The sequence below is a fragment of the Methanosphaera sp. BMS genome, assembly GCF_003268005.1.
Taxonomy (GTDB): domain Archaea; phylum Methanobacteriota; class Methanobacteria; order Methanobacteriales; family Methanobacteriaceae; genus Methanosphaera.
Window position 1 is genome coordinate 2,494,913 of record NZ_CP014213.1, and the last position, 22,541, is coordinate 2,517,453.

Annotated in this window: 23 protein-coding genes; 11 read left to right on the top strand and 12 right to left on the bottom strand. The window is 33.1% G+C overall.

Going from position 1 to position 22,541, the window contains the following annotated elements; translation table 11 throughout:
* Positions 1 to 368 precede the first annotated feature (368 nt).
* The 7 genes from ftsZ (at position 369) to rpl12p (ending at position 5,295) form a co-directional block, all read left to right on the top strand.
* Complete coding sequence (gene ftsZ / locus AW729_RS09450; RefSeq protein ID WP_394339571.1) at positions 369 to 1,454, top strand: cell division protein FtsZ; 1,086 nt, start codon at positions 369 to 371, stop codon at positions 1,452 to 1,454.
* A 403-nt stretch (positions 1,455 to 1,857) separates the two neighbouring features.
* Positions 1,858 to 2,043 carry a protein translocase SEC61 complex subunit gamma gene (locus AW729_RS09455; protein ID WP_112124880.1) on the top strand — a complete coding sequence of 62 codons (186 nt, stop codon included), beginning with the start codon at positions 1,858 to 1,860 and terminating at the stop codon, positions 2,041 to 2,043.
* Positions 2,044 to 2,125: 82 nt separating this feature from the next.
* Positions 2,126 to 2,569, top strand: coding sequence for a transcription elongation factor Spt5 (locus AW729_RS09460; protein ID WP_112125280.1), 444 nt, complete (start codon positions 2,126 to 2,128; stop codon positions 2,567 to 2,569).
* Positions 2,569 to 3,051, top strand: coding sequence for a 50S ribosomal protein L11 (locus AW729_RS09465; protein WP_112124881.1), 483 nt, complete (start codon positions 2,569 to 2,571; stop codon positions 3,049 to 3,051). The genes AW729_RS09460 and AW729_RS09465 overlap by 1 nt, the downstream gene beginning before the upstream one ends.
* Before the next feature lie 158 nt (positions 3,052 to 3,209).
* Positions 3,210 to 3,848 (top strand): 50S ribosomal protein L1, encoded by a 639-nt coding sequence (locus AW729_RS09470; protein ID WP_112124882.1) that lies wholly within the window; start codon positions 3,210 to 3,212, stop codon positions 3,846 to 3,848.
* The gene (locus tag AW729_RS09475) at positions 3,849 to 4,847 is read left to right on the top strand and encodes a 50S ribosomal protein L10 (RefSeq protein ID WP_112124883.1); all 999 of its coding nucleotides are present in this window, start codon (positions 3,849 to 3,851) and stop codon (positions 4,845 to 4,847) included.
* Positions 4,848 to 4,986: 139 nt separating this feature from the next.
* On the top strand, positions 4,987 to 5,295 hold the full coding sequence (rpl12p, locus tag AW729_RS09480) for a 50S ribosomal protein P1 (protein ID WP_112124884.1): 309 nt from the start codon (positions 4,987 to 4,989) through the stop codon (positions 5,293 to 5,295).
* Between the two features lie 540 nt (positions 5,296 to 5,835).
* On the opposite strand, the gene AW729_RS09485 is transcribed toward rpl12p, so the two are convergent.
* A complete protein-coding gene (locus AW729_RS09485; RefSeq protein WP_112124885.1) occupies positions 5,836 to 9,513 on the bottom strand; it encodes an Ig-like domain repeat protein in 3,678 nt (1,225 codons plus the stop codon).
* Between the two features lie 618 nt (positions 9,514 to 10,131).
* Between AW729_RS09485 and alaS the strand changes: the two genes are divergently transcribed.
* The 4 genes from alaS (at position 10,132) to AW729_RS09505 (ending at position 16,058) form a co-directional block, all read left to right on the top strand.
* Positions 10,132 to 12,849: an alanine--tRNA ligase gene (gene alaS, locus AW729_RS09490; RefSeq protein ID WP_112124886.1), complete on the top strand. Its 2,718-nt coding sequence runs from the start codon at positions 10,132 to 10,134 to the stop codon at positions 12,847 to 12,849.
* A 228-nt stretch (positions 12,850 to 13,077) separates the two neighbouring features.
* On the top strand, positions 13,078 to 13,725 hold the full coding sequence (locus AW729_RS09495) for a hypothetical protein (protein WP_112124887.1): 648 nt from the start codon (positions 13,078 to 13,080) through the stop codon (positions 13,723 to 13,725).
* Between the two features lie 309 nt (positions 13,726 to 14,034).
* A complete protein-coding gene (locus tag AW729_RS09500; protein ID WP_236951222.1) occupies positions 14,035 to 15,285 on the top strand; it encodes a methanogenesis marker 16 metalloprotein in 1,251 nt (416 codons plus the stop codon).
* Between the two features lie 92 nt (positions 15,286 to 15,377).
* Complete coding sequence (locus AW729_RS09505) at positions 15,378 to 16,058, top strand: TIGR02253 family HAD-type hydrolase (RefSeq protein WP_112124888.1); 681 nt, start codon at positions 15,378 to 15,380, stop codon at positions 16,056 to 16,058.
* A 311-nt stretch (positions 16,059 to 16,369) separates the two neighbouring features.
* Here AW729_RS09505 and AW729_RS09510 read toward each other — a convergent pair whose 3' ends face one another.
* The 11 genes from AW729_RS09510 to AW729_RS09560 form a co-directional block, all read right to left on the bottom strand.
* Positions 16,370 to 17,302, bottom strand: a complete 933-nt coding sequence (locus tag AW729_RS09510) for a PfkB family carbohydrate kinase (protein ID WP_162685887.1) — start codon at positions 17,300 to 17,302, stop codon at positions 16,370 to 16,372.
* A gap of 5 nt (positions 17,303 to 17,307) precedes the next feature.
* A complete protein-coding gene (locus AW729_RS09515; protein ID WP_162685888.1) occupies positions 17,308 to 17,997 on the bottom strand; it encodes a HisA/HisF-related TIM barrel protein in 690 nt (229 codons plus the stop codon).
* Positions 17,990 to 18,268, bottom strand: a complete 279-nt coding sequence (locus AW729_RS09520) for a DUF3194 domain-containing protein (protein WP_112124891.1) — start codon at positions 18,266 to 18,268, stop codon at positions 17,990 to 17,992. The genes AW729_RS09515 and AW729_RS09520 overlap by 8 nt, the downstream gene beginning before the upstream one ends.
* An 85-nt stretch (positions 18,269 to 18,353) precedes the next feature.
* Positions 18,354 to 18,698 carry a prefoldin subunit beta gene (locus AW729_RS09525; RefSeq protein ID WP_112124892.1) on the bottom strand — a complete coding sequence of 115 codons (345 nt, stop codon included), beginning with the start codon at positions 18,696 to 18,698 and terminating at the stop codon, positions 18,354 to 18,356.
* A 109-nt stretch (positions 18,699 to 18,807) separates the two neighbouring features.
* Positions 18,808 to 19,062, bottom strand: coding sequence for a KEOPS complex subunit Pcc1 (locus AW729_RS09530; RefSeq protein ID WP_112124893.1), 255 nt, complete (start codon positions 19,060 to 19,062; stop codon positions 18,808 to 18,810).
* 1 nt (position 19,063) lies between these two features.
* Positions 19,064 to 19,588 (bottom strand): hypothetical protein, encoded by a 525-nt coding sequence (locus AW729_RS09535; protein WP_112124894.1) that lies wholly within the window; start codon positions 19,586 to 19,588, stop codon positions 19,064 to 19,066.
* An 86-nt stretch (positions 19,589 to 19,674) separates the two neighbouring features.
* The gene (locus tag AW729_RS09540) at positions 19,675 to 19,806 is read right to left on the bottom strand and encodes a DNA-directed RNA polymerase subunit P (RefSeq protein ID WP_112124895.1); all 132 of its coding nucleotides are present in this window, start codon (positions 19,804 to 19,806) and stop codon (positions 19,675 to 19,677) included.
* Between the two features lie 2 nt (positions 19,807 to 19,808).
* A complete protein-coding gene (rpl37A, locus tag AW729_RS09545; RefSeq protein ID WP_112124896.1) occupies positions 19,809 to 20,078 on the bottom strand; it encodes a 50S ribosomal protein L37Ae in 270 nt (89 codons plus the stop codon).
* 285 nt (positions 20,079 to 20,363) lie between these two features.
* Positions 20,364 to 21,164 carry an exosome complex protein Rrp42 gene (gene rrp42, locus AW729_RS09550; protein ID WP_112124897.1) on the bottom strand — a complete coding sequence of 267 codons (801 nt, stop codon included), beginning with the start codon at positions 21,162 to 21,164 and terminating at the stop codon, positions 20,364 to 20,366.
* On the bottom strand, positions 21,164 to 21,862 hold the full coding sequence (gene rrp41 / locus AW729_RS09555) for an exosome complex exonuclease Rrp41 (RefSeq protein ID WP_112124898.1): 699 nt from the start codon (positions 21,860 to 21,862) through the stop codon (positions 21,164 to 21,166). The genes rrp42 and rrp41 overlap by 1 nt, the downstream gene beginning before the upstream one ends.
* A complete protein-coding gene (locus AW729_RS09560; protein ID WP_112124899.1) occupies positions 21,852 to 22,535 on the bottom strand; it encodes an exosome complex protein Rrp4 in 684 nt (227 codons plus the stop codon). The genes rrp41 and AW729_RS09560 overlap by 11 nt, the downstream gene beginning before the upstream one ends.
* Positions 22,536 to 22,541 lie beyond the last annotated feature (6 nt).

Consider the following 22,541-nt stretch of genomic DNA (forward strand, 5'->3'; position numbering starts at 1 on the left):
TATATATTTCCAAGAACAAATAAATATAATAATATAAGATTAATTATTTTAAAATAATTATGTATCTAATAATTAATATTGACAAATATTATAAACTATAATATCATAATAATAGGTATAAAATGAATTAACAAATTCATTATGGAAATAAAAATAGTTTTATCTGTTTTTTTCAAGTATCTATTATAATAACTATTAAAAATAGTTTTTAACGATGGTGTTAACGTAATTATTTATAAAATAATTAAATAATACCAAAGTATTAAAAACTATATATTAATTTATAATTATTGTGAGGGTGTTAAGTGAAATCTCTAATAAAAGATAGCTTAAATGATACAAAAGCTAAAACTACAGAAAGACCAAATATCGCTAGTTCAGGTCTAGATGATGTAAACCAAAAATTAGTTGATATTATAAACAGAAGCAGAGCAAAAATATTTGTTATAGGAGCTGGTGGAGCAGGAAACAATACTATATCCCGTCTTGGTGAAATAGGTATTGAAGGAGCAGAAACTATTTCTATAAATACCGATGCACAAGATTTATTCTTCAGTAAATCCAATGAAAAAATATTAATCGGTGAAGAAACCTGTGGTGGATTAGGTGCAGGTGGAATTCCAGATGTTGGAGAAGCAAGTGCTGAAGAAAGTGAAGAAGAAATAAAAAGAATGATTGATGGAGCAGACATGGTATTTGTTACTTGTGGACTCGGTGGTGGAACAGGAACAGGATCAGCACCAGTTATAAGTAGAATAGCACAAAAATGTGGAGCATTAACCATAGCTGTAGTTACAATGCCATTCAGTGCAGAAGGTTTAAGAAGAAGAGAAAATGCTGAAAAAGGACTTGAAAAATTACAAGCAGCAGCTGACACAGTATTGGTTATTCCTAATGATAAATTATTGGAAGTAGCTCCAAGTCTACCAATAAATAAAGCATTCATGGTTTCAGATGAATTATTAGGAAGAGCCGTAAAAGGCATAACAGAATTGATTACAAAACCAGGACTTGTAAGTTTAGACTTCGCAGACATAAAAAGCGTAATGAAAGACAGTGGAATGGCAATGATTGGTATGGGTGAATCAGATACCGGTGATAGAGCTATTGAATCAGTACATGAAGCTCTCAACAGTCCATTACTTGACTTAGACATATCCAACGCTAAAAGTGCACTTATTAACATAACAGGTAGTAACGATCTAACATTAAATGAAGCTGAGAAAATAGTACAAATCGTAGCTGATGAATTAGACCCAGAAGCAAACATCATTTGGGGTACACAGATACAAGATGATCTTGCAAGCACTGTAAGAACAACTATTGTAGTAGCAGGTGTAAACTCTCCATCAATCCTTGGTTCATCAAATGATGGATATAAGGAAAAACCACGTGGAGAAGAAAAATCAACATCAGATACGGACTTAGAAGGATTTATTGATGACGTATTCTAAATATGAGTTTCATATTTAATACCTCATTTTTTTTCTTGTAGGTAATACTATTTTTTATAGTTTTCTATTTTTCGTATTTTATTCATGCATAGCTTTTTAAGCACAGGGGCATGTTAAAAAAAATTTATGAATATCAAAAAATATCATTAAAATTTTTAAAAAAATTCATTTGATCAAAACTCCTATAAATGTATGTAGTTTAACGTTAGGAGAATGAAAATAATTTTAAAAATTATTTCATGGATGGATCATATGGTTATGTTTAAAAAACCCGATGATAAACTTATTTTCTACTTCTATAAAATAAAAAGATTTATTAATAGTTAGAAGTATATATTATATATGATCCCTATCTTAGGTTTTAAATTTCTCATTTTATGAATTTTTAATGCAGGTAGTTATAATGAATATAAACAAAGAATCAATAAGTAGTTTTTTAAAACAGTGTGAAAGAGTTTTACGAGTGTCCAAAAAACCTGATATGGATGAATACAAAACCGTAGCAAAAGTTACAGGTTTAGGTATTATAATTATTGGGGTAATTGGATTCATAGTATCAATACTATCTCAAGTAATATTCTATTCATAAGCAAAATAATAGTAAAATAAGAGTATTCGTATACTCTTTATTCAAAATGAAGAAAGTTATCTCAAAGAGGAAAAGTGAAAAAATGATATATGCAATGAGAGCAATAATGGGTCGTGAACAAGCGGCCGTAGATTTATTAGCACAAAGTGTTAAACATGAAGACTTAGGAATAACAGCAATTTTATTACCGGAAGGTATGAAAGGTTACTTCTTTGTTGAATCTACCAAAGTATTAGATATTAGGCATCATGCATTAAAAGTTCCTAATTTGAGAGGTATAATCGAAGGCGAAGTATCTTTTGATGAAATTACTCAATATTTAAACCCAGAACCTGCTATGAGCAATATAGTCAAAGGCAGTATTGTTGAATTAACTTCTGGTCCGTTTAAAGATGAAAAAGCAAAAGTTGTTCGTGTCGATGAAGCCAGAGAAGACGTGGTATTGGAGTTAATTGAAGCAGCAGTCCCAATACCAGTTACCGTCAAGGGTGACCAAATCAGATTAATACAAAAGGAGGCTGAATAGTGGCTAGTCAAACTATTGAAATCCTAGTGGATGGTGGAAAAGCCACACCGGGACCACCATTAGGTCCAGCTATAGGTCCATTAGGTATTAATATGATGCAAGTTGTTGAAGAAATCAACAAAAAAACTGCTGATTTCAGTGGTATGAAAGTACCAGTAAAAATAACTGCTGATATGGATACTAAAGAATTTGAAGTATCTGTAGGAACACCACCTACAACAGCTCTAGTTCTTGAAGAATTAGGTATACAAAGTGGTTCACATGAACCAGGTACTGAAGTAGCAGCTGATTTCACAGTTGAACAAGCATTTAAAGTTGCAAGAATGAAATTCGATGACTTACTTGCAAACGATTACAAACACGCAGTTAAAGAAGTAATCGGTACATGTGTAAGTATGGGTATAAACGTTGAAGGTAAAGACGGACGTGAAACTCAAAAAGACATCGATAATGGAGATTATGACGATGTATTTGCACAGTAAATACTTCGTTAGGTTTTTGTAACTAATATTATTATTTAATGATATATTAATCTAAATGATTAGACTTTAAATATAAAAATTTTATACAATGTACGTGGTACATATTTTATACACGTTGGACTCGATGATTGATTCATCGGTTCATTGGAGGAAATTGAATGTCACAAGAAATTGAAGAAGCAGTGAAGAAGGTTTTAGAAGAATCAAAACCGAGAAACTTCACACAGTCTATTGATGTGGTCATAACCATCAACGATTTAGACGTAAACAAACCAGAAAACCGTTTAGATGAAGAAGTGCTTCTCCCTAATGGACGTGGAAAAGATGTAACAGTTGCATTTATTGCTGAAGGTGAATTAGCATACCAGGCTGAAAAAGCTGGTGCAGACATTGTAATTGACAAAGAAAAATTAGAAGAATTAGGTAAAAACAGACCTGAAGCTAAAAAATTAGCAAACACCTATGATTTCTTTGTTGCACAAGCAGATTTAATGCCAACAGTTGGTAGATTCTTAGGACCAGTTTTAGGGCCTAGGAAAAAAATGCCTAAACCAATTCCAGCAAGTGCAAATCCAGAAGTTATATTAGGAAGACTCAAAAGCACAGTTAAAATAAGAGTGAAAGACCAACCATTAATACAATCTATTGTAGGATCAGAAGATATGACTGAAGCTCAAATAGCTGAAAATATTGATGCTGTAATAGATGTTCTTGATAGAAATCTAGAACAAGGTTCCAAACAAATTAAGGCAATGTACTTAAAAACAACAATGGGACCTGTAACGAGGGTGATTTAGATGCCTCATGTTGCAGATTGGAAAAAAGAAAAAGTAGCTGATCTTGAAAACCTAACAAATTCTCATGAAATTGTAGGAATTGTAAACTTGGCTGATATACCAGCACCTCAATTACAAACTATGAGAAAATCTTTATCAGGTAAAGCAATCTTAAAAATGTCACGTAAAAATTTCATTAAAATTGCTTTAGAAAACGTAGGTAAAGAAAACATTGAAGGTTTATCAGATTATCTGGAAGGACAACCAGCAATGGTCTTCACTGAAATGAATCCATTTAAACTATTTAAAATCTTAGAAGATAGTAAAACGGAAGCTCCAGCAAAAGCTGGTGCTATAGCTCCAGCTGATATAGTAGTTCCAGCAGGAGATACATCATTCCCACCAGGTCCAATTCTTGGTGAATTACAGCAAGCCGGTATTCCAGCAAAAATAGACAAAGGATCTATTGTTGTACAAGAAGACGCAGTTGTTGTAGAAGAAGGAGAACCTGTTCCTAAAAACGTAGCAGATGTTTTAACTAAATTGGAAATATATCCAATGGAAGTGGGAATAGATTTATTAGCAGTATATGAAGACAATACAATTTACACTGCTGATGTTCTTAAAATTGATGAAGAAGAAACTAAAACAAGTATTGCAAGTGCTTATCAAAGTGCTATTAATTTATCAGTATTTGCAGGTATATTAAACAGCGAATCTGCTCCTTTACTCATACAGAAAGCAGCAAGAGATGCTATGAACTTAGCTATTAACGCTAACATATTAACCTCAAAAACAACTGATCAAATATTATCCAAAGCATATGCACAGATGCTTGCTATTGCATCACAATTATCAGATGATGCTCTTGATGATGAGTTAAGAGAAAAATTATCATCACAACCACAAGCAGCAGCACCTGCAGAAGAAGCAGTTGAAGAAGTCGAAGAAGAAGAGGAAGAAGAGGAAGAAGATGCAGAAGTATCTGCAGCAGCAGGTCTTGGAGCTCTCTTCGGATAATTTGGCTTTGATTTAAGGAATTAATTGTAATCTTTTTGTAGTTAGGGGTTACTTTTAATATATATATAAAAAAAGATTAAAAAAATAAAAAATTTAAAACTACAAAAAACATATATATAAATTAAAAAGGTGTATTAACATGGAATACGTATACGCAGCATTATTATTAAACGCAGCAGACAAAGATATTAATGAAGAAAACGTAGCAGCTATTTTATCAGCAGCTGGAGTAGATGCAGACGATGCTAGAATCAAAGCTTTAATCGCAGCATTAGAAGATGTTGACATTGAAGAAGCTATCGCAACAGCAGCAGTAGCAGCACCTGCAGCAGGAGCAGCAGCACCTGCAGCAGCAGCAGAAGCTGAAGAAGAAGTAGTTGAAGAAGAAGAAGATGAAGAAGACGAAGAAGAAGTAGCAGCAGCAGGTCTTGGTGCTTTATTCGGATAAGTTCATTATCCATCTTCTTTTTAATCTTTTTTTCTTATGTTAATTAATCAGTTCTATTTTTATTTTTAACTTGTCAGATCTATTTTTTACTTATCTTATCCCAAATTCAATTTATAATTATTTGTATTATGGATTTTCCTTTTAAACCATTAACGTTTATATTATCTAACTGTCCTTTTTTACAGAAAATAATCATGTCCCAATATATGTCTATACCTAACTGATTTTTCATTTACTTGTTATGTGAAAAATTTTTCAGAATAAGACCTCATCATTACCCATCGTAAATTTTCAGTTTTTTCAACGATTATTCAAATCATTATATTCAAAAACATCTTTAATATAACGCTAAGTTATGGTGAATGTAATTGATATAATTAAACATGTGACGAATATAACTAATTACATCATCATTTTTATTATTATGATACTTGAACATATACATCATGCAACACAATAATTGAAAAATAATAACAGATAACTGTCAATGCTTAAAAAATCATCCGACCACGTCGGTTAAAAAAAGGGAAAAGTGGGTGGTTAGTTTGTTATCTTAATTTTTGTCGTACTATTTCTTTGTGACTCGTAGGCCAGTCTGTCCTGTGTTATGACTTCAATCGTGGCGTAGTTCTTGGATGCCGGTACGGGGATATTTTTAAGGTTTAATATTCCATCGGTTGTGTAGAAGTACTGTACATGGGTACCGTTTTTGAGTGTTACCCCATTAACTTTTATTATGAGTTTATTCGGTCCAGTAACCACATTGCCAAGGTAGTCTTTGATGGTAATCTTCATGGATAAAGTGTGTGTCTTGTTGTTTATCGTAGCATTGACTAGGTTGATTGTTATGTCGGATCTTTCTAGTTGGAATGTTGTCGTGTTTTTGATGTTATCTGCGTAGTTTTTGTTGTAGTATACTGCTAGTATTGTATGGTTCTTTGGTGTCATGGTCTTGGTGTCGGTTACGCATGATAATCCTAGGGGTACGGTGTAGTTTATCGTTGCCACGCCGTTTACTACTTTGACTTTAAGCATTTGGCCATTCGCATCTTTGAGTGTTACTCCGTTTATCTTGAAGTATACGAAGTCATCACCTGAAGATATTAAGTTGGTTGTTTTTTTACCACCAGTGGTGTCATATATTTTAGCGGTTATTGTCAGGTTCTGTCCCTGCTTAATTTTTTTCGTATTTGTTGTTACTGTTATCGTTGCTGTTCTAGGTTTTGGTGTTATTTTAGTGGTTGTGCTGTTTGATGCTGTGTAGTCCGTGTTTTCTATGTAGTGTGCTGTGATTTGATTTGCATTTCTCATACTGGAATCGGCCGTTATAGTTGCAGTTGCAACACCGTTTACTACTTTTATCTTGAGTGGGTTGTCACTACCGGATAGTTTACAGTTATCCTTGATTGTCACACCGTTTAGTTTAAAGATTACATTTCCATTATTGACTGCTATTGCATTTGATGCAGTTACTTTTGCTGTAAGTGTGATTTCATCTCCAAGATATGCCGTAACAGTATTTATCGTAGTCTTTGTCGTAATCTTTTTGACATCAATCGTATTGCTTTTGGATGTATTACTATAAGTTTTTGAGCCGATATATGTCACATTTAATATGTTTTTGCCCGCCGGCAAAGTCAGTGATTGTATCAACATTCCTTTGCTGTCAGTAGTTGCATTTATTGTCGTTTTGTTTGGTAAGATTATTCTTATCTGTGCATTTGCTATTTTTTTACCACTTGTCTTATCGCTAACTGTTATGTTTACAGCTGTATTGTTTACAGTGTTGTTTATTGTCGTTAGGGTTAATGTTACTGCACGTTTCTGAACGTTGACATTGTTTAAGGTACATTGGCTGGTGTTATATATCTCGGTTTCCATGAATTTTACCGTCAGATTATATGAACCACTTTCATTTAAGCTTGTTATGATGGTGGTGTTTGCTCCGGTAATTACAGCATTTGCAACCTTTTTCTTGGTTTTCATGTTTATTACTTCAATGTTTCCTCTTGTTATAGGTTGTTTTGTTATCTTATCAGTCACATTCACAGTTAAAGTGACGTTTCCAGCAGTATTATTCGTTAATGCTGCAGTTGTAGTGCTTTCTTGTTTTTTAACAGCTATTGTAATGTTCTTTGTTGCAGATTTTGTTGTGGCGGTTTCATTAATTTTCACTGTTATTGGGTTTTTGCCTGCTTGTACAGGAGCTTGTACTTCATAGTTACCTTTATCATCTGTAGTTGTTTCATAGATTCCATTGCCTATTTCTACTCTTACAGGTGTGTTTGCTACTGGGTTATCATCTTCATCTGTTACAGTTCCATTTATTGTGGTGTTCTGTCCAGCTTTAGCATCAGTTGTTTCAATTGATATGGTAGGTGTCTGTTTTACTACTTCAAATTCTGCGTCTTCACTTGCATCTTCATATAATTCTGAATCTGCTATTTCAACTGTTATGTTGTTTGTTCCACCAATTTCTGTAGGTATTTTTAATGTGAATTTACCTTCATAATCTGTTGTTACTGGGTATTCAGCACAGTTTACACTTACAGTTAGGTCTTCATTTGCTACTGGTACTTCTGTGTTGTTGTTGTTTGTTATTGTACCAGTTATGGTTACATTGTTACCTACTTTGACTGGATCAATTTCATCGATTTCGATGCTTACTTCTGCTTTGACTACTTCGAATTCATCTACTTCAGAGTTGTAACCGTTATAGACAGCTACTACTGTGAATTCTCCAGTTGTTTCTGGTGTGTAGTCTAAGCTGAATTGACCTTCATCATCTAGGACTGCTTTTCCAACTAGTTCATCGTTGACGTATATTTCAACTTCTCCATCGGTTACTGGTTCTTCGTCTTTTGTCACGTCACCAGTAAAGCTTACAGTTTCACCATATACGAATGTGTTTTCTGCTTGTTCGTTTAGGTTTACAATATATCCTTCATCTGGCTCGATTACTACCCATATATAACCTTGTTCTAACTCTTCAGAGTATAATTCGGATGGGTTATATTTGTTGTTACCATAGAATGTAGCATATCCATAGTAATCTAAATCTTCACCAGTTTCGTTTGCTACGATTGTGGTTGCTTTGAAGTATCCGTTATCGTTTGTTCTTACGTTTTCTTCTACTAGAAGACGACCTTCACTTGATTCAATAAGTACGTGTACTGTTGCACCAGCTACTGGTTTACCATCAACATCTACTAATGTAGCGTTGAATGTGAATGGCTGTCCACTTATTACTGTTACAACGTATTCATCGTTGGCTACTAAGAATTTTGTATCAATACCTGTTACTTCGATTTCAGCAGTTTCTTGAGCATCGTATACATTTACAGTTACTGGTAGTGTTCCAGCATTTTCTGGTGTGTATGCTAGCATGAATTCTCCTTCATCATCGGTTGTTGTAGTGTATTCTGTTCCGTTTATGTTGATTGTTACTTCTGTTCCAGATATTACGGGTAAGCGTTCATTTTCATATTCTACATATACTTCTCCTGCAATGTAGTCTTCAACGTCTACTGGTGTAGTGTTGTTTGTGACTAAATCTATTTTTAGGTCTCCAACGAAGTTTGTTGTGGCGACATCACTTGTTTTTGTTTTGACTACAGCGTATATTTTGATGTCACTTGCTTTTGCTTGTGGCATGAAGTTTACAGTAAATTGTCCATCATCAGATGTTGTAGTGTTATATTTTGTGTTGTTGATATATACATCTACCAGAACATTCCCCGTTACCATTCCGTCAATGCTAACAAAGCCGTTTACAGTCTCGTTTGTGTATACCATGTAATAATCATCTATGATAAGTTCCACATCAATCTCTTCGCCAACACCAATCCGATCCGATGATGATGCCCTAATCAAATCGGGTTTAGATGTTTCATCACTTGACTTGATGTGTCGTCTTGAATTTTTATCATATTGTTCATTATTTCTTCTTTCGTTAACTTTTTCGGTTGAATCATCAACCTCTGAATGTTCCTTCTGTCTGTCCAAATCAGGGCCGTTAACTAGAGCCTCCTTGGATTTTTTATCCATCAATTTATTATTATCAATGGTTTTTATAGTGGTCATTGTATTATCTTCGCTAAGTTGACAGGTTAATGTATTGTCATCTTGTTCTACATCTTCATGTGCCGATACTACAGATATGCAAAGTATCAAGATAACCGTTGCCACCATAAAAAAGGCGGCATTTATTTTTTTCATTTTATTCCCTTCTCATGTTTGACTAATCAATCACATTAAATAATAATCTTAACAAATCAATAAAAAAGTTGCAATAGTAATTGATTAATTAATATATATCTACTTTGGTTATTATATTTTTTTTATGAATAGAGTGTTGGTATATATTATGATTTTATAACTGTTTATTTGGTTTTTTTTTTAATAAGATATTAATTTGACCATATTTGTTATAATATTTGCAGAAGATATTTTGTTCTTTGAAATCAGTCTGATAATTTTCTGTTCATATTAAAATATTCATTATAAATTGTTTTTTGATTAAATTCCAATACAGGATTGGTAACTGTTAAATAAGAAGTTTACAATCTCCCATAATACATGGTGTGGGGTCTTTTTCCCAATAATTTCAACTTGAAATCCACAAGATGAACTAGACCTGAAATTTAATTGAATAACTGTATGAAATATTGTCCTATCTGAAATCATTGAATCTCATTATAATTAATTTTTTATACCATAGATTACAAAGATTTAAGCATCTATGAAACTTTAATGTTTACCAATCAATTGTAATAAAATTAAATCATTAAATTCATATTTTATATTATCTTTCATAAAAAAATTTGAGATTAAGTGATGATATTGACTTTAATATTAGAAGAATTAGGATATAAAAAACAAAAATGTCAGAAATGTGGACAAACATTCTGGTCAATAAAGCAACGATCAACATGTGGAGATGCTCCATGTGATGAATACGAATTTATAGGTAATCCCGTAACAGATAAACAATATGACCTTATGGGAATACAAAAGAAATTCCGTGACTTCTTTGCAAATAATAATCATACACCAATAGACAGATACCCAGTACTTGCTAAACGATGGAGAAATGATGTATTTCTTGTAGGAGCATCAATATATGACTTCCAACCATGGGTAACAAGTGGAATGGTAAGACCACCTGCAAATCCACTGACAATCGCTCAACCATCAATCAGATTAAATGATGTTGACAATGTTGGTAGGACAGGCCGTCACATGACCTGTTTTACAATGGGAGCCCACCATGCATTCAACAGTGATGATAACAAAGTCTACTGGCAGGATGATACACTCAGATACTGTCATGAATTCCTTGTAAGTATAGGAATAAACCCTGAAGAAATAACCTACATCGAGTCATGGTGGAAAGGTGGAGGAAACGAGGGACCTTCATTTGAAATATGTGCTCATGGAGTGGAACTAGCAACACTTGTATTTATTCAATATGCAACTACAAAAGAGGGACTTAAAGAAATTCCATTAAAAATAGTTGATACAGGTTATGGACTGGAAAGAATTGCATGGGTAAGTCAAGGAACACCAACAGCATATGATGCTACATTCGGTTCAGTAATAGAAAAATTAACTGATTTAAGTGGAGTTGAACTAGACACGGAAATATTATCTGAAAATGCACGTATAGCAGGTATGATGGATATTGAAGACATATCTGATTTAAAGCTTCTACGTAAAAAAGTAGCAGATAAACTTAACCTTGATGAGGAAGTTTTAAGAAAAGCAACAAGTCCTATGGAAGCAATATACATAGTTGCTGACCACACACGATGTCTAAGTTTCATGCTCGCTGACGGTATAATTCCATCAAATGTAAAAGAGGGATATCTTGCAAGACTGGTACTAAGACGTACAGTCAAATACATGAATGAATTGGGATTGAACGAATCATTATCCGATATAATGAAAATTCAACTTGATTTTTTAAGTCAAACTTATCCTGAAATTAAGGATAATGCCAAACACATCCTTAACATAACCGATTTGGAAGAGGAACGTTATCATACAACACTAACCAAGGGTAAAAACCTTGTTAAACGTTCAATAGACAAACTCAAAAAGGATAATATAACCTCATTCCCAACAGATATGCTTATAAACTTCTATGACTCCAATGGAATACCTCCTGAAACAGTCGAAGAAATATGTAAGGATTATGACTTTGATGCAAACATACCTGATAACTTCTACACACAGATAGCAGCAGCTCACGAAGAGGAAGAGGAAGAAGAAGTTGAGGCACTGGAATTAGACTATCCTCCAACATACCTGGCATTCTATGATGACTTACAACAAAGAACATTCAATGCAAAAGTATTGGGAGTGGTCGATTCAAATAAGATAATCCTTGATCAGACAATATACTACCCTGAAGGTGGTGGACAACCATCAGATGAAGGTACAATAACAAGAGCCGATGGAAGAGTATTGAACATAACCTACGCCGAAAAAGTAAATGGGGTCGTATTGCATCATGTTGCAAAAGATGATATCGATAAACTTGATGGCATTGAAAACGAGGAAATTGAAGGAAATATCGATGCATTAAGAAGAGATCTCTTAACAAGTAACCACTCAGCAACACACCTTATAATAGCATCAGCACGTCAGGTGCTTGGAAAACATATCTGGCAAGCCGGTTCCCAAAATGGAATAGAAAAGACAAGAATTGACCTGTCACACTACAAACGTGTGACGGTTGATGACTTAAAGCAAATTGAAAAATTGGCGAATGAATATGTCAAACAGAACCTTCCGGTTAACATACAGTGGTATGACCGTACTGACGCTGAAGTAAAATATGGATTTAAACTGTACCAGGGAGGTATAGTTCCTGGAAAGGACATACGTGTAGTGGAAATTCCTGGTGTTGATGTTGAGGCATGTGCAGGTACTCATGTAAGCTCAACGGGGGATATTGGAATAATCAAAGTTCTCCGAACCGAAAGAGTACAAGATGGTGTGGAAAGGATAGAATATTCGGTAGCGGATGCAGCTATAGATAGAATCCAAGAAAACGATGATATAATCAGAACAAGTAGTGATGTGTTTGGCGTCGATGCCGAACAACTGCCAAAAACATGTGACAGGTTCTTCAATGAATGGAAAGAACAACAAAAAACCATTAAAAACTTGGAAAAACAATTGGCAGAGGCAAAAATATCAACTTTACAAAATGATGTTGAAGAGGTTAACGGATATAATCTATTGACACAAATTTTAGATGCCGATGCAGGACAATTAAGGGAAATCGCAACAAACCTTGTTGAAAAGGATCAAGTCGCTGATCTTGCAATTGTAATCAATAACCAAGGAAATATCGTGGCATCATCCAATTCAAAAGTAGTTGATAAAGGACTAAAAATGGGGGATGTTATAAAAACAATTGGTGAATATCTGGGTGGACGTGGTGGAGGTAAACCAAACCTTGCACAAGGAGCCGGAATGACTCAACTGGATCATAAAGATGAAGCATTCGATAAAATCAAGGAAGAATTGAATAATTTGAATTAAATTATCATATTCTTCTTTTGAAACATTTTTTTTATATAATTTTTTTTGGTGTTTTTTCGTTATAATTTAAATCATCATAGTATTTTTTGCATATTGTTCCAATATTATTTTTAAGTATTTTCATGATAAGTAATAATTTTTATTACAATATTCATCAATTTAGGTATACTTAAATTTATATACTTTCTATGCAATATATAATATTATATCAAAAAAGGAAGTGAAAACTTGAAATTTAACAAAAGTATTATGTCCATTTTAATGCTATTTGTAGTACTTTCAACAGTATCCACAGCTTTTGCAGCAGATCAAAGCTGGAATGATGTAACATTCACGATTCCTGATGGATTCAGTGTTGGAACTCCGGGAGTACAAAAAATAGGAATGATGGATGGAAAACAAAGTGTTATACTTGAAAAATTTAATGAATCAAGATTAGATGAATTGAAAGAAGCAAGTGCACCTGTTAATGAAAAAACATATAAGATTGAAGATACTGATGTAAAAGAAACAGTATTCGATACGGATAATGGTAAATTACATTTCTTAAAATTTACCAAAGATGGTAAAGACTTTGATTTAGTATATGAAGAATTAATTGGTGAAGAAGAGGAAGAAGAACCTGCTGAAGATGCTAATGCTACTGGAGATGCTAATGCTACTGGAGATGCTAATGCTACTGGAGATGCTAATGCTACTGGAGATGCTAATGCTACTGGAGATGCTAATGCTACGGAAGGTAACTCTACCGAAACAAATGATACTGCGGGAAATGCTACTGAAGATGCTAATGCCACAGAAAATGATGGATTTGATGCTACAAGTGAAGACAGCCCTGCTAATTTAATCATAAAATCACTAAAAATAAAAGGATAACTTTTTTAATCCTTTTTTTTATTAAATTCATGAATTGACATTAATAAACCACTATTTTTTTTATCTAATGATACAACTATTGTTTTAAATATTTTCCACATTTTTAAGATTTTTTTTTATTAAAATTGTCTCTATTATTATCCTTTATGAATAACTGATTTTTAATAATATAATCTACTTGAACTAAGCACGGTGATTAAATCATTTACAAGTATTTAAATCATGTTTAATAAAGAATTATATAATGATGGATTATTGACAGAGTAAATATTTGAATTATTGTTGATTATTGGAATAATAGGTGATTTCATGACTAAAACATTGAAGGATATTCAAGATAAATTAGATTCTAATGAAGCTGCTGTTTTCACGGCTGATGAACTCAAAACCAAACTTAAAAATGGTGAAAAACTCACAGTAGATGATGTGGATGTGGTTACTTGCGGTACCAGTGGGGTAATGAGTGGTACAACCGCCTTGCTTCATATCCCCGTAAGCGAACCTGGTGAATTTAACAAGGCTAAGGAAGTTTACATTAATGGTATAGAAGCTTATCCTGGTCCTTGTCCTAATGAATTGCTGGGTACAATCGACGTATTCCTCTATGGAACAAATCATAGCAGTACAATAAAGGACTATGGAGGCGGATTTTTAATAAAAGACCTTCTTAACCATAAAGAGGTAGAAGTTAAAGTAGTGGATATCGAGGGCAATGAATTCAGAAACACGGTTACATTGGATGACATGCCTACAGCTCGTTTAATAGGTACAAGGATGGCATTTAAAAATTACAATTCATTCACCAATCCAAAACCTAAAGCTGTAAAGTCAATATTCAATGCTTCAGATATGGAAGGACCATATAATTCATTTAGCTTTTCAGGTTGTGGTGATATAAATCCATTGGAAAATGATCCTAATCAACTCGTAATAAAGGAATCTGCAAAAGTACTTGTAAATGGAGCACAGGGTAGAATAATAGACAATGGGACAAGAAGTACTGATGAAAAACCTAACCTGCTGTTAACAGCCAACATACGTGATATGAATCCCTATTATATGGGTGGATTTAAAACTGCAATGGGTCCTGAGATATTTAACTCCGTAGCAATACCGATACCGGTACTGAATGATGAGATTTTGGAAAACTTAAAGGTATTAAATAAGGATATTCAACTTCCGGTATGTGATATTCGTGGAAGACATTTGCCTATAGATACAGTTGACTATACCGTTTGGGATGACGTTGATTACAGGCCACTTACAAATCCCGACAATTGTTTCAGTTGTATTCCATGTCTTCCGGAGATATACTGTCCGGTTAACGCATACAGAAAGGATAAAACTATAGATATGGATTTATGTGTAGGCTGTGGATATTGTGCAACAGTATGTCCGCGGGGTGTTCCCAGCATAAATATGGGAAGTATAAAGATACATGCCGAAGAAAAAGACAGAACAATTCCCGTCACATGCAGACAATCAGATAAGAAACGTGCAATTGAAATATCGATGGAACTTAAAAAACAGATATTGGACGGTTCATTTAAATTAGAGTAGGATATTCTAATTTTTCTTATTTTCTTTTTTTTAGATAATTTTTTTTCACTTAAAATAAATATAAATAATTCAAAATTTAAATTATATATTATATGATAAGAGCAGTATTTTTTGATATGGATGATACATTATATGATACTTCTGGTTTTGCAGCTATTGCTCGTAGAGCAGCCGTTAAAGCTATGGTTCATAACGGACTTCAATGTTCTGAAGAGGAAGGTTATTCTCTTTTGATGGATATTGTTAAAGAAAAAGGTTCTAATTATGATAAACACTTTAATATTTTAGCCAAGGAAGTAAATGGAATTGAAGATCCATTAATTATTGTAAATGGTATTATTACCTATCATAATACTAAATTTGCTATGTTAAAGTTAGAACCGGAGTGTTTTTCAATATTGTTATATCTTAAAAGTAAGGATTATAAGGTCGGTCTCATAACCAACGGTAAGCAATTAAAGCAGTGGGAAAAGTTGGTTCGTCTGGGTTTATACCCTTTCTTTGATGATGTTGTAACAAGTGAATCGGTCGGTGTTGAAAAGCCTAATCCTGAAATATATAAAATTGCCATGAACCGGCTTGACGTAACTGCAGGTACATCCTTGATGATTGGCAATAGTTTTGAAACAGATATAATGGGTGCATACAATGCGGGTATCCCAAGTATGATAATTAACTCTGAATTTACCGAAGAGCAACAGAAATTTATGGATGAGCATAATTATCATGTTAGGAAGTTGTCCTCCTTAATCGATTTGATGAACATATTGTAACGGCGGTTATGTTGCCTGATATTTTATTGGATTGACAGATTGATAATGCATGGTTTTTGCTGGAAATTAAAATGAATTGATAAATTGTATATATCTGATTAGATAGATTTAGTATTAGCATTTAAGATTTTTTTAAATAAAAATAATAGAATATGATGTAAAAATGAATGGGAGGTTAATATATGGTTCAATCAGTTATTCTTTATTCCGAGATTATTCCCACAATATTGGCAATTGTTGGTATTTATTTAATTATTAGTGGTGTATTAGATGATAAAAAGGAATTTACCATTCCTGGTGTTGTAGTATTTTTATTGGCCGTTATTATTCCGTTTGTTATTTTGACTAATCTTATTTAAGAGTTCATGATACTCTTTTTCTATTTTATTTTTTGATGTTTTTAGCACACCCTTGTTTTCAAGTTTATTTTTTGAACATATTGCTGCATATATTCCTGCATTAAATAGTGTTGTTTCATCCTTTTTGGATATGAATGCTGTGATGTACGTATCTCCAAGACCGGTAGGGTCTACTTCTTTCTTAGCTTTTATTGCAGGTATTTTTATTTTTTCATCCTTTGTATATATTGTTGAACCATCGGATGCCTGTGTAATTATAACAATTTTTAATGAGTTGTCTTCAATGAATTTTTTCATGTTTTTTGTGCTTATTTCAACATTGAATGCGGTTTTGAATTCATATTCGTCTGATGATATTATGTCTGTGTATTTAAGGTATTCCCTGTAGTTGTCCCATTTGCGTGCAATGACATTGTTGTCCTTGTCCAATTGTCGTATGTATCCCTGTATTACCAGTGTTGTCTCAATGTCTGCCTTTTTAAGGTATCTTATTAATTGGGCATCTATTTCATAGGGACTAAGTGGTGAAAGAATTGCTTGTGAGTACTCGTCTGCTTTGATATTCAATTTTTCAATATCCTCTATTTTAATGTGGTATTTTGGAAAATAGGCCTTTTGTATGCGGGTATTGTCTTCGAGGTAGATGTTTGTATATTTCATACAGTCTTTTGTAATGATTTTGTGGATGTCGTTGTCTAGGTCAAAGTCACTAATCATTTCAAGCCCATCTTCACCTATCAATATAATCGAAGTATTGTCTATTTTAAGTGTGTTTAATGTTGATGACTGATAATATACTGCACCACCAATTTGAGTATATTCATTGTTATTTCTTATTATGGTGTCCTTTGTAACACTACCTATATTAAGTATCTTTTTTTTCATATTTTTTACCATTTTTTCAATTTACCCTCATGGAGTACTGTTCCAACCAAGAAATTGTTGATGTTTTCTTTTTGATATGCATCAATGGATTCAGCTGTAATTCCACCTGCAATGATGAATTCGGCATCATGGACATTTTTAATGATATGCTCTTCTATTGGGGATTTGTTTGAGACCTTTGTACCGACATGGGTGATGTTTAAGATTATGATCTGGCTGATGTTTGAAGAGTTTATCAAATCTATGATATCATCAAGTGTAATCTCCTCGTTGTCTGTGAGGAGTTTGTCCTCTTTAATGTCAATGCTTACAACAAGCTTATCATTGGGATATTCTTTGATAATCTCGTGGATGTCACTTAGGTTACTCATTGATTCAGTAGCCAATATGTTGTATGTGGTGATATTGTCATTTTCTTTAACATCATCCATATTTTCGATAGCATTGTCAAGCATTACCGGTATTACCTCATTGATTTTGGAGATTAACTCTGAGTTATCACCGACATGTTCCAATCTATCCAAATCAGCAACATACAACAATGAATAGCCAGCTTTTTTTAAATTATTTGCAATCTCCAGTGGGTTGTCTCCGAAGACACTATCTAATTTTTTATAGCTGTCCCTATTGCCACTTTTTCCACTAACACATTCATTGTCTTTAATATCAACTACAGGTATAATCATGTTAATCATCTGTAGATGCATTTCTTTTTTCAATATATTCATCAATTGCTTTGAGACTATTTTCCACGGCTTTTTCGGATAAGTCATCATCCAATGGCATGTCACTGTCCAAACTAATATCTATATCTATGTCAAAGCCATTTTCCAAACTGTCTAAGTTTATTTGAATGTTGATGTCCTCAAAATCCTTTTTATTCATATTTTTCAGAATGGTCTCTTCTGCAGTATTATACGCTAAGTCTATAATTTGATCAATTTCTTCTTCGGTTAAAGCTTTCATAATAATTCTCCTTATATGATTTATAAAAAAAAGTAACTGAATAATTTTTAAGGGCGGTTAAAGAGGTTTAAGTAGTGGATACTACTTATTGCATCTGCTGCATAGCATTTTGTAGGTTTGCTTGTAGTTCTTCAAGTTTGCCTGTTATACGTTTTTCCTGTTTTTCAATTGTTTTTTTCCTTAATTCAAGCATTTCGATTGAATCTTTAAGGTCTGCTTCACTTTCAGCTTTGGTTGTTTTAATAAGGAGCGGACCCGCTGTTTTATAAACATCTTGGTCATCATCTGTTTTAGATAGTTCATCTAAAGCTTTTTTTGATTCATTCATTTGAATTTCAACAGTTTGTTTTTGCATAGCAATAGCTTGAGCCTGTTGTTGAACTTGTTGGAATTGGTTTAATTGTTCTTGTAAATTTTGTTGATTTTCCATTATATCACCTAACTAATATTTTTCAATGATTTCTATAAATTAAAATAATTATTTTTTTCTAACTTCTTAATCATAAGATTAACATTATATATTATCTTTTTCTTAACTTTTATATTTTTAATATTTTTTCGGATAAATTTATCCATCGTACATATGAGTTTATTGATGCACGCAATGATACGATATCCTTGGAAATGATATTAATTACTAATTTTTTTGAATCTAATGTTAAATTGGTCCTTGACCTTTCATTAGTCTCTGCTTCAATTTCCGGTAAAATCGAATTATAGACTATTGAAGCATCTTCGGCACTGTCAAATTCCACAATAAATTCCGTTTCAATCTTTTTGAGTATTCCAGTCATATCAATCGCCGTTTAAATTAAATCCCTTCAGATAAACTTTATACTTACAATCCTCACGATTTTTATCAATGAATGTTATGTTGGCCAAGTTTTCTTCATCATCCCTTATGATGATACAATTCCGGTCAATGTGTTCTGTTGTATTGATTTTTGTCACGCTTTCAAATAACTCATCCAGTGAGTTGCTCTTGTTGATAACAAATATTTCACTTGAATCAACATTAATTCTGTTATTTTGTGCGGGAATTGATATATTAAAGTATAAATTGGCTATTGGATTTTCATCATCCTTTTTAACATCATAAATATCGATATTGCTGGGATTACCTTTAGTTTCAGTTAAAATTAATAGCAATGAGTTCTCATCCTGTTTGGCCATATTGATTATCTTTCTAAAACTCATCTTTCCCCTGTTTATATATGTTGCATTGAAATAATGTTTAATAAACTGGGCAAATCTCTTAGTAATCTGTGATGGCTTTCGACTAGTTGTAATTATCAAATCTGATTTAATGGTATATATCATTTTAAAAAACTCTTATGTTGTCAATGAATAGAAAATTAAAAATAAAATAGTTAAGGAAGAATTCACTTCCCCTAAAAAATAGTAAATTATCGGGCTTTAACTGTACGTTTAACTACAGGAACTTCTTTAAATAAAATCCTATATCTGCATTTAGGACATTTTGATTCAGAGTATTTTTTAATATCTACTGTCTGTCCACATTTAATGCATTTGTACATAATTATTCTCCTCCAGTAATACGTGTAATGTTACGTTTTGCGACTTTACCCATTGGTGTAACAGGAATATAAGCTCCGCCAGTAAATACATTACCACATTTTTTACATTTCCAGATACCAGCATGGGTTCTTTTTACACCAGGTCTGTCACATCTAGGACAAATATGCTTCTTATGCATTTTATCTTCTATATCACGGACAGTTCTTTTAGCTTTTCTACCATATCTAGCACCAAAACGACCTGTAGATCCTACTTTACTTTTTCTTGCCATTTTTTCACCTTCCTTTATTTTTATATTTGAATCATATTATCTTTCGTTATGCTCTAAATATCTTTTGAAGATAATAACAGTTAATTAACTAACAAAAACCTATAAAATGTCGTTAAATAACTATGTGTTCTTTAATTAAAAAAGTTACAGAACCTATACTGTACTTTTCAATAATTAGTTTTAAAAATAATATTATTTCGGAATTAATCTAATAGATACCTAAAATCTATTATCCTTATAATATAGCTATTAATTATATATGCATCTTATCTAATATATAGTTAATCATTTTATTTTATCAATAATGGAAAATAATTCTCTGCTCTTTTTATATGCAATATTGATTGAATTTCTTACCTCTTCAATACTAAATGCATTAAAACCGGATTTTTGAATAGCACATATGCTTCCATCTTCCCTAAATGCAATGGAAATACTTGCATCCATTAATGATTCTTCAACTGCGGACGGATCAACCAGCAGTTGGTCATATAATTTTGCAACACTACATAGAATACTTTTATTCTTAATCGGTAGTTTTATTAAATTATCATAATCAACGTTAATCTCACCGTTAACCGTGTTGACCGTTGGCAGCTTTGTAGTTAAAAGAGCACATACAGCTGCAAGACAAGCAGCATCCATTATATTGCCGTCAAAATCCAATAAGTAAATGTCAATATGTAATTTCCAGCAGGTGGATTCATCAATTATGGACAAATCCTTCAAATCAACCACGGGTGATTCTCTAATAGCCCTATCAACAACTCTTGATATTTCAACAGCAAATTTGTTCGGTGGACCATACTCAAAATTACGGCTGGCAATTGCAAGCAACTCCGTATTGGTAATGATTATTCCTTCATCAGGAGAATTGGCAAAGGGTGTTGTCATACTTGCCTTTACTCCGGCAACTGCGGTGGTAGCTCCAATAGAAACCATTGCAGATCCTTCTGCCTTGGTAATATAATCTGTATTGATGGTTATTTCCCTATATTCATCAAATAATCTGTCATCAACTCGTTTTTCCTGATTCAATAAGTCTACAATATTCTCTTCACAAATCTCGGAGATTATATTTACCATCATTCTCCCTCCTTATGCTTGTTATATAAACATTGCTGCTGCAATTGGTATATGAATTCACAGCCATCAAATGCAAGTTGCAACGCCTCATCAAATTCAGGTCCCGTTAAATGACCATCCATTTGTAAAAAGGTAATTTCTCTTGTTCTTGGAAGTATTGCAATGGGCATATCCGCTTGACCTTCCTTGTCCTCTTTTTCACTTAAATCCAACACTATATGATCATCCACTTTCCCGACGGCACATGCACTAATCAGGTCCTTCATAGGTATTTCAGCATCAGCTAATGCCAGTGAGGCTCCAATTATTCCCAAGCATCGGGTACCACCCTCAGCTTCTAATACTTCGATGGATACATCAATTGATGCACGGGGATATTTTTCAAGGAATATGCATGGTGTGATGGCCTCTGATATTAACTTGGATATTTCAGTAGATCTTCTATCAGGGCCTGGTCTTTTTCGTTCTGTAACACTAAATGGTGCCATATTGTATTTGCAACGAAGGACTGCTGCATCCGGTTTTGAATGTTTTTTGGAGAATAACTCCCTTGGACCATAAACTCCCACAATAATCTTGTTATTGCCGCATTCAATATAGGCTGAACCATCCGCATTGTTTAACACACCTACCTCCAGCTTCATATTACGTAATGTGTTGTAAGTACGTCCATCTTCACGTATAAATTCATCGTTCACTCAAATTCCCTCTTGGATTTATAATTATGCTTTGTACTTTCTTGACGAGATTATGCATAAATGGATTTTCATCAATAAACTCAATAATCTCCACTACTTTGCTGATATTTTCCTTCTTTGAATTAATCCATATCAATCCATTTTTCGCAACAATAACATCAGTATGTAAATATTTTTCTATCAATGATATGATGAATACATTCTCTTCGCTTAAAAAATGTATTGTTGGCTGTTTGACCTTTTTTATTACGCCCTGGTTAAATTTTCCCAAACCATGGGATCTGATTGTTAACTTAATCCTATTGATTTCATCGACATTTGCAACTCTTAAAAGCAATATGTCTTTCACGTTGATTATGGAGTATATGCTTTGTTGATTATCATCATATAACTCTGATGTGGGAAGATAACCATGGTATGTAGTATTTAAGTCAATGGCCCATGAGGAATAGGATGAATTTGTAACTCTACCAATTACCAAATCCCCATATTTTGGATTGTACGAATCTTTAAATGGAATTACATATACTTTATCACTTTCAAAGTATACAAATCCCATTATGTTAGAAAATATTTTACCGTTATCCTTAAAAGTACCATTTCCGGTTTTCAAATTATTGTCCGTTAATAATGAACCGGGAAATACTACTTCCTTGTTTTCTACAAAATACATTTGCTC

What these genes read in the sequence shown, in the direction of transcription:
- rpl12p (WP_112124884.1), top strand. Translation starts at nt 4,987, where the DNA reads ATGGAATACGTATACGCAGCATTATTATTAAACGCAGCAGACAAAGAT.
- AW729_RS09520 (WP_112124891.1), bottom strand. Translation starts at nt 18,268, where the DNA reads ATGAAAGCTTTAACCGAAGAAGAAATTGATCAAATTATAGACTTAGCG.
- AW729_RS09510 (WP_162685887.1), bottom strand. Translation starts at nt 17,302, where the DNA reads ATGAAAAAAAAGATACTTAATATAGGTAGTGTTACAAAGGACACCATA.
- AW729_RS09485 (WP_112124885.1), bottom strand. Translation starts at nt 9,513, where the DNA reads ATGAAAAAAATAAATGCCGCCTTTTTTATGGTGGCAACGGTTATCTTG.
- AW729_RS09505 (WP_112124888.1), top strand. Translation starts at nt 15,378, where the DNA reads ATGATAAGAGCAGTATTTTTTGATATGGATGATACATTATATGATACT.
- AW729_RS09475 (WP_112124883.1), top strand. Translation starts at nt 3,849, where the DNA reads ATGCCTCATGTTGCAGATTGGAAAAAAGAAAAAGTAGCTGATCTTGAA.
- rrp42 (WP_112124897.1), bottom strand. Translation starts at nt 21,164, where the DNA reads ATGGTAAATATAATCTCCGAGATTTGTGAAGAGAATATTGTAGACTTA.
- AW729_RS09540 (WP_112124895.1), bottom strand. Translation starts at nt 19,806, where the DNA reads ATGTACAAATGCATTAAATGTGGACAGACAGTAGATATTAAAAAATAC.
- AW729_RS09470 (WP_112124882.1), top strand. Translation starts at nt 3,210, where the DNA reads ATGTCACAAGAAATTGAAGAAGCAGTGAAGAAGGTTTTAGAAGAATCA.
- rpl37A (WP_112124896.1), bottom strand. Translation starts at nt 20,078, where the DNA reads ATGGCAAGAAAAAGTAAAGTAGGATCTACAGGTCGTTTTGGTGCTAGA.
- alaS (WP_112124886.1), top strand. Translation starts at nt 10,132, where the DNA reads ATGATATTGACTTTAATATTAGAAGAATTAGGATATAAAAAACAAAAA.
- AW729_RS09530 (WP_112124893.1), bottom strand. Translation starts at nt 19,062, where the DNA reads ATGACTGGAATACTCAAAAAGATTGAAACGGAATTTATTGTGGAATTT.
- AW729_RS09560 (WP_112124899.1), bottom strand. Translation starts at nt 22,535, where the DNA reads ATGTATTTTGTAGAAAACAAGGAAGTAGTATTTCCCGGTTCATTATTA.
- AW729_RS09535 (WP_112124894.1), bottom strand. Translation starts at nt 19,588, where the DNA reads ATGATATATACCATTAAATCAGATTTGATAATTACAACTAGTCGAAAG.
- AW729_RS09515 (WP_162685888.1), bottom strand. Translation starts at nt 17,997, where the DNA reads ATGATTAACATGATTATACCTGTAGTTGATATTAAAGACAATGAATGT.
- AW729_RS09455 (WP_112124880.1), top strand. Translation starts at nt 1,858, where the DNA reads ATGAATATAAACAAAGAATCAATAAGTAGTTTTTTAAAACAGTGTGAA.
- AW729_RS09500 (WP_236951222.1), top strand. Translation starts at nt 14,035, where the DNA reads ATGACTAAAACATTGAAGGATATTCAAGATAAATTAGATTCTAATGAA.
- AW729_RS09525 (WP_112124892.1), bottom strand. Translation starts at nt 18,698, where the DNA reads ATGGAAAATCAACAAAATTTACAAGAACAATTAAACCAATTCCAACAA.
- AW729_RS09460 (WP_112125280.1), top strand. Translation starts at nt 2,126, where the DNA reads ATGATATATGCAATGAGAGCAATAATGGGTCGTGAACAAGCGGCCGTA.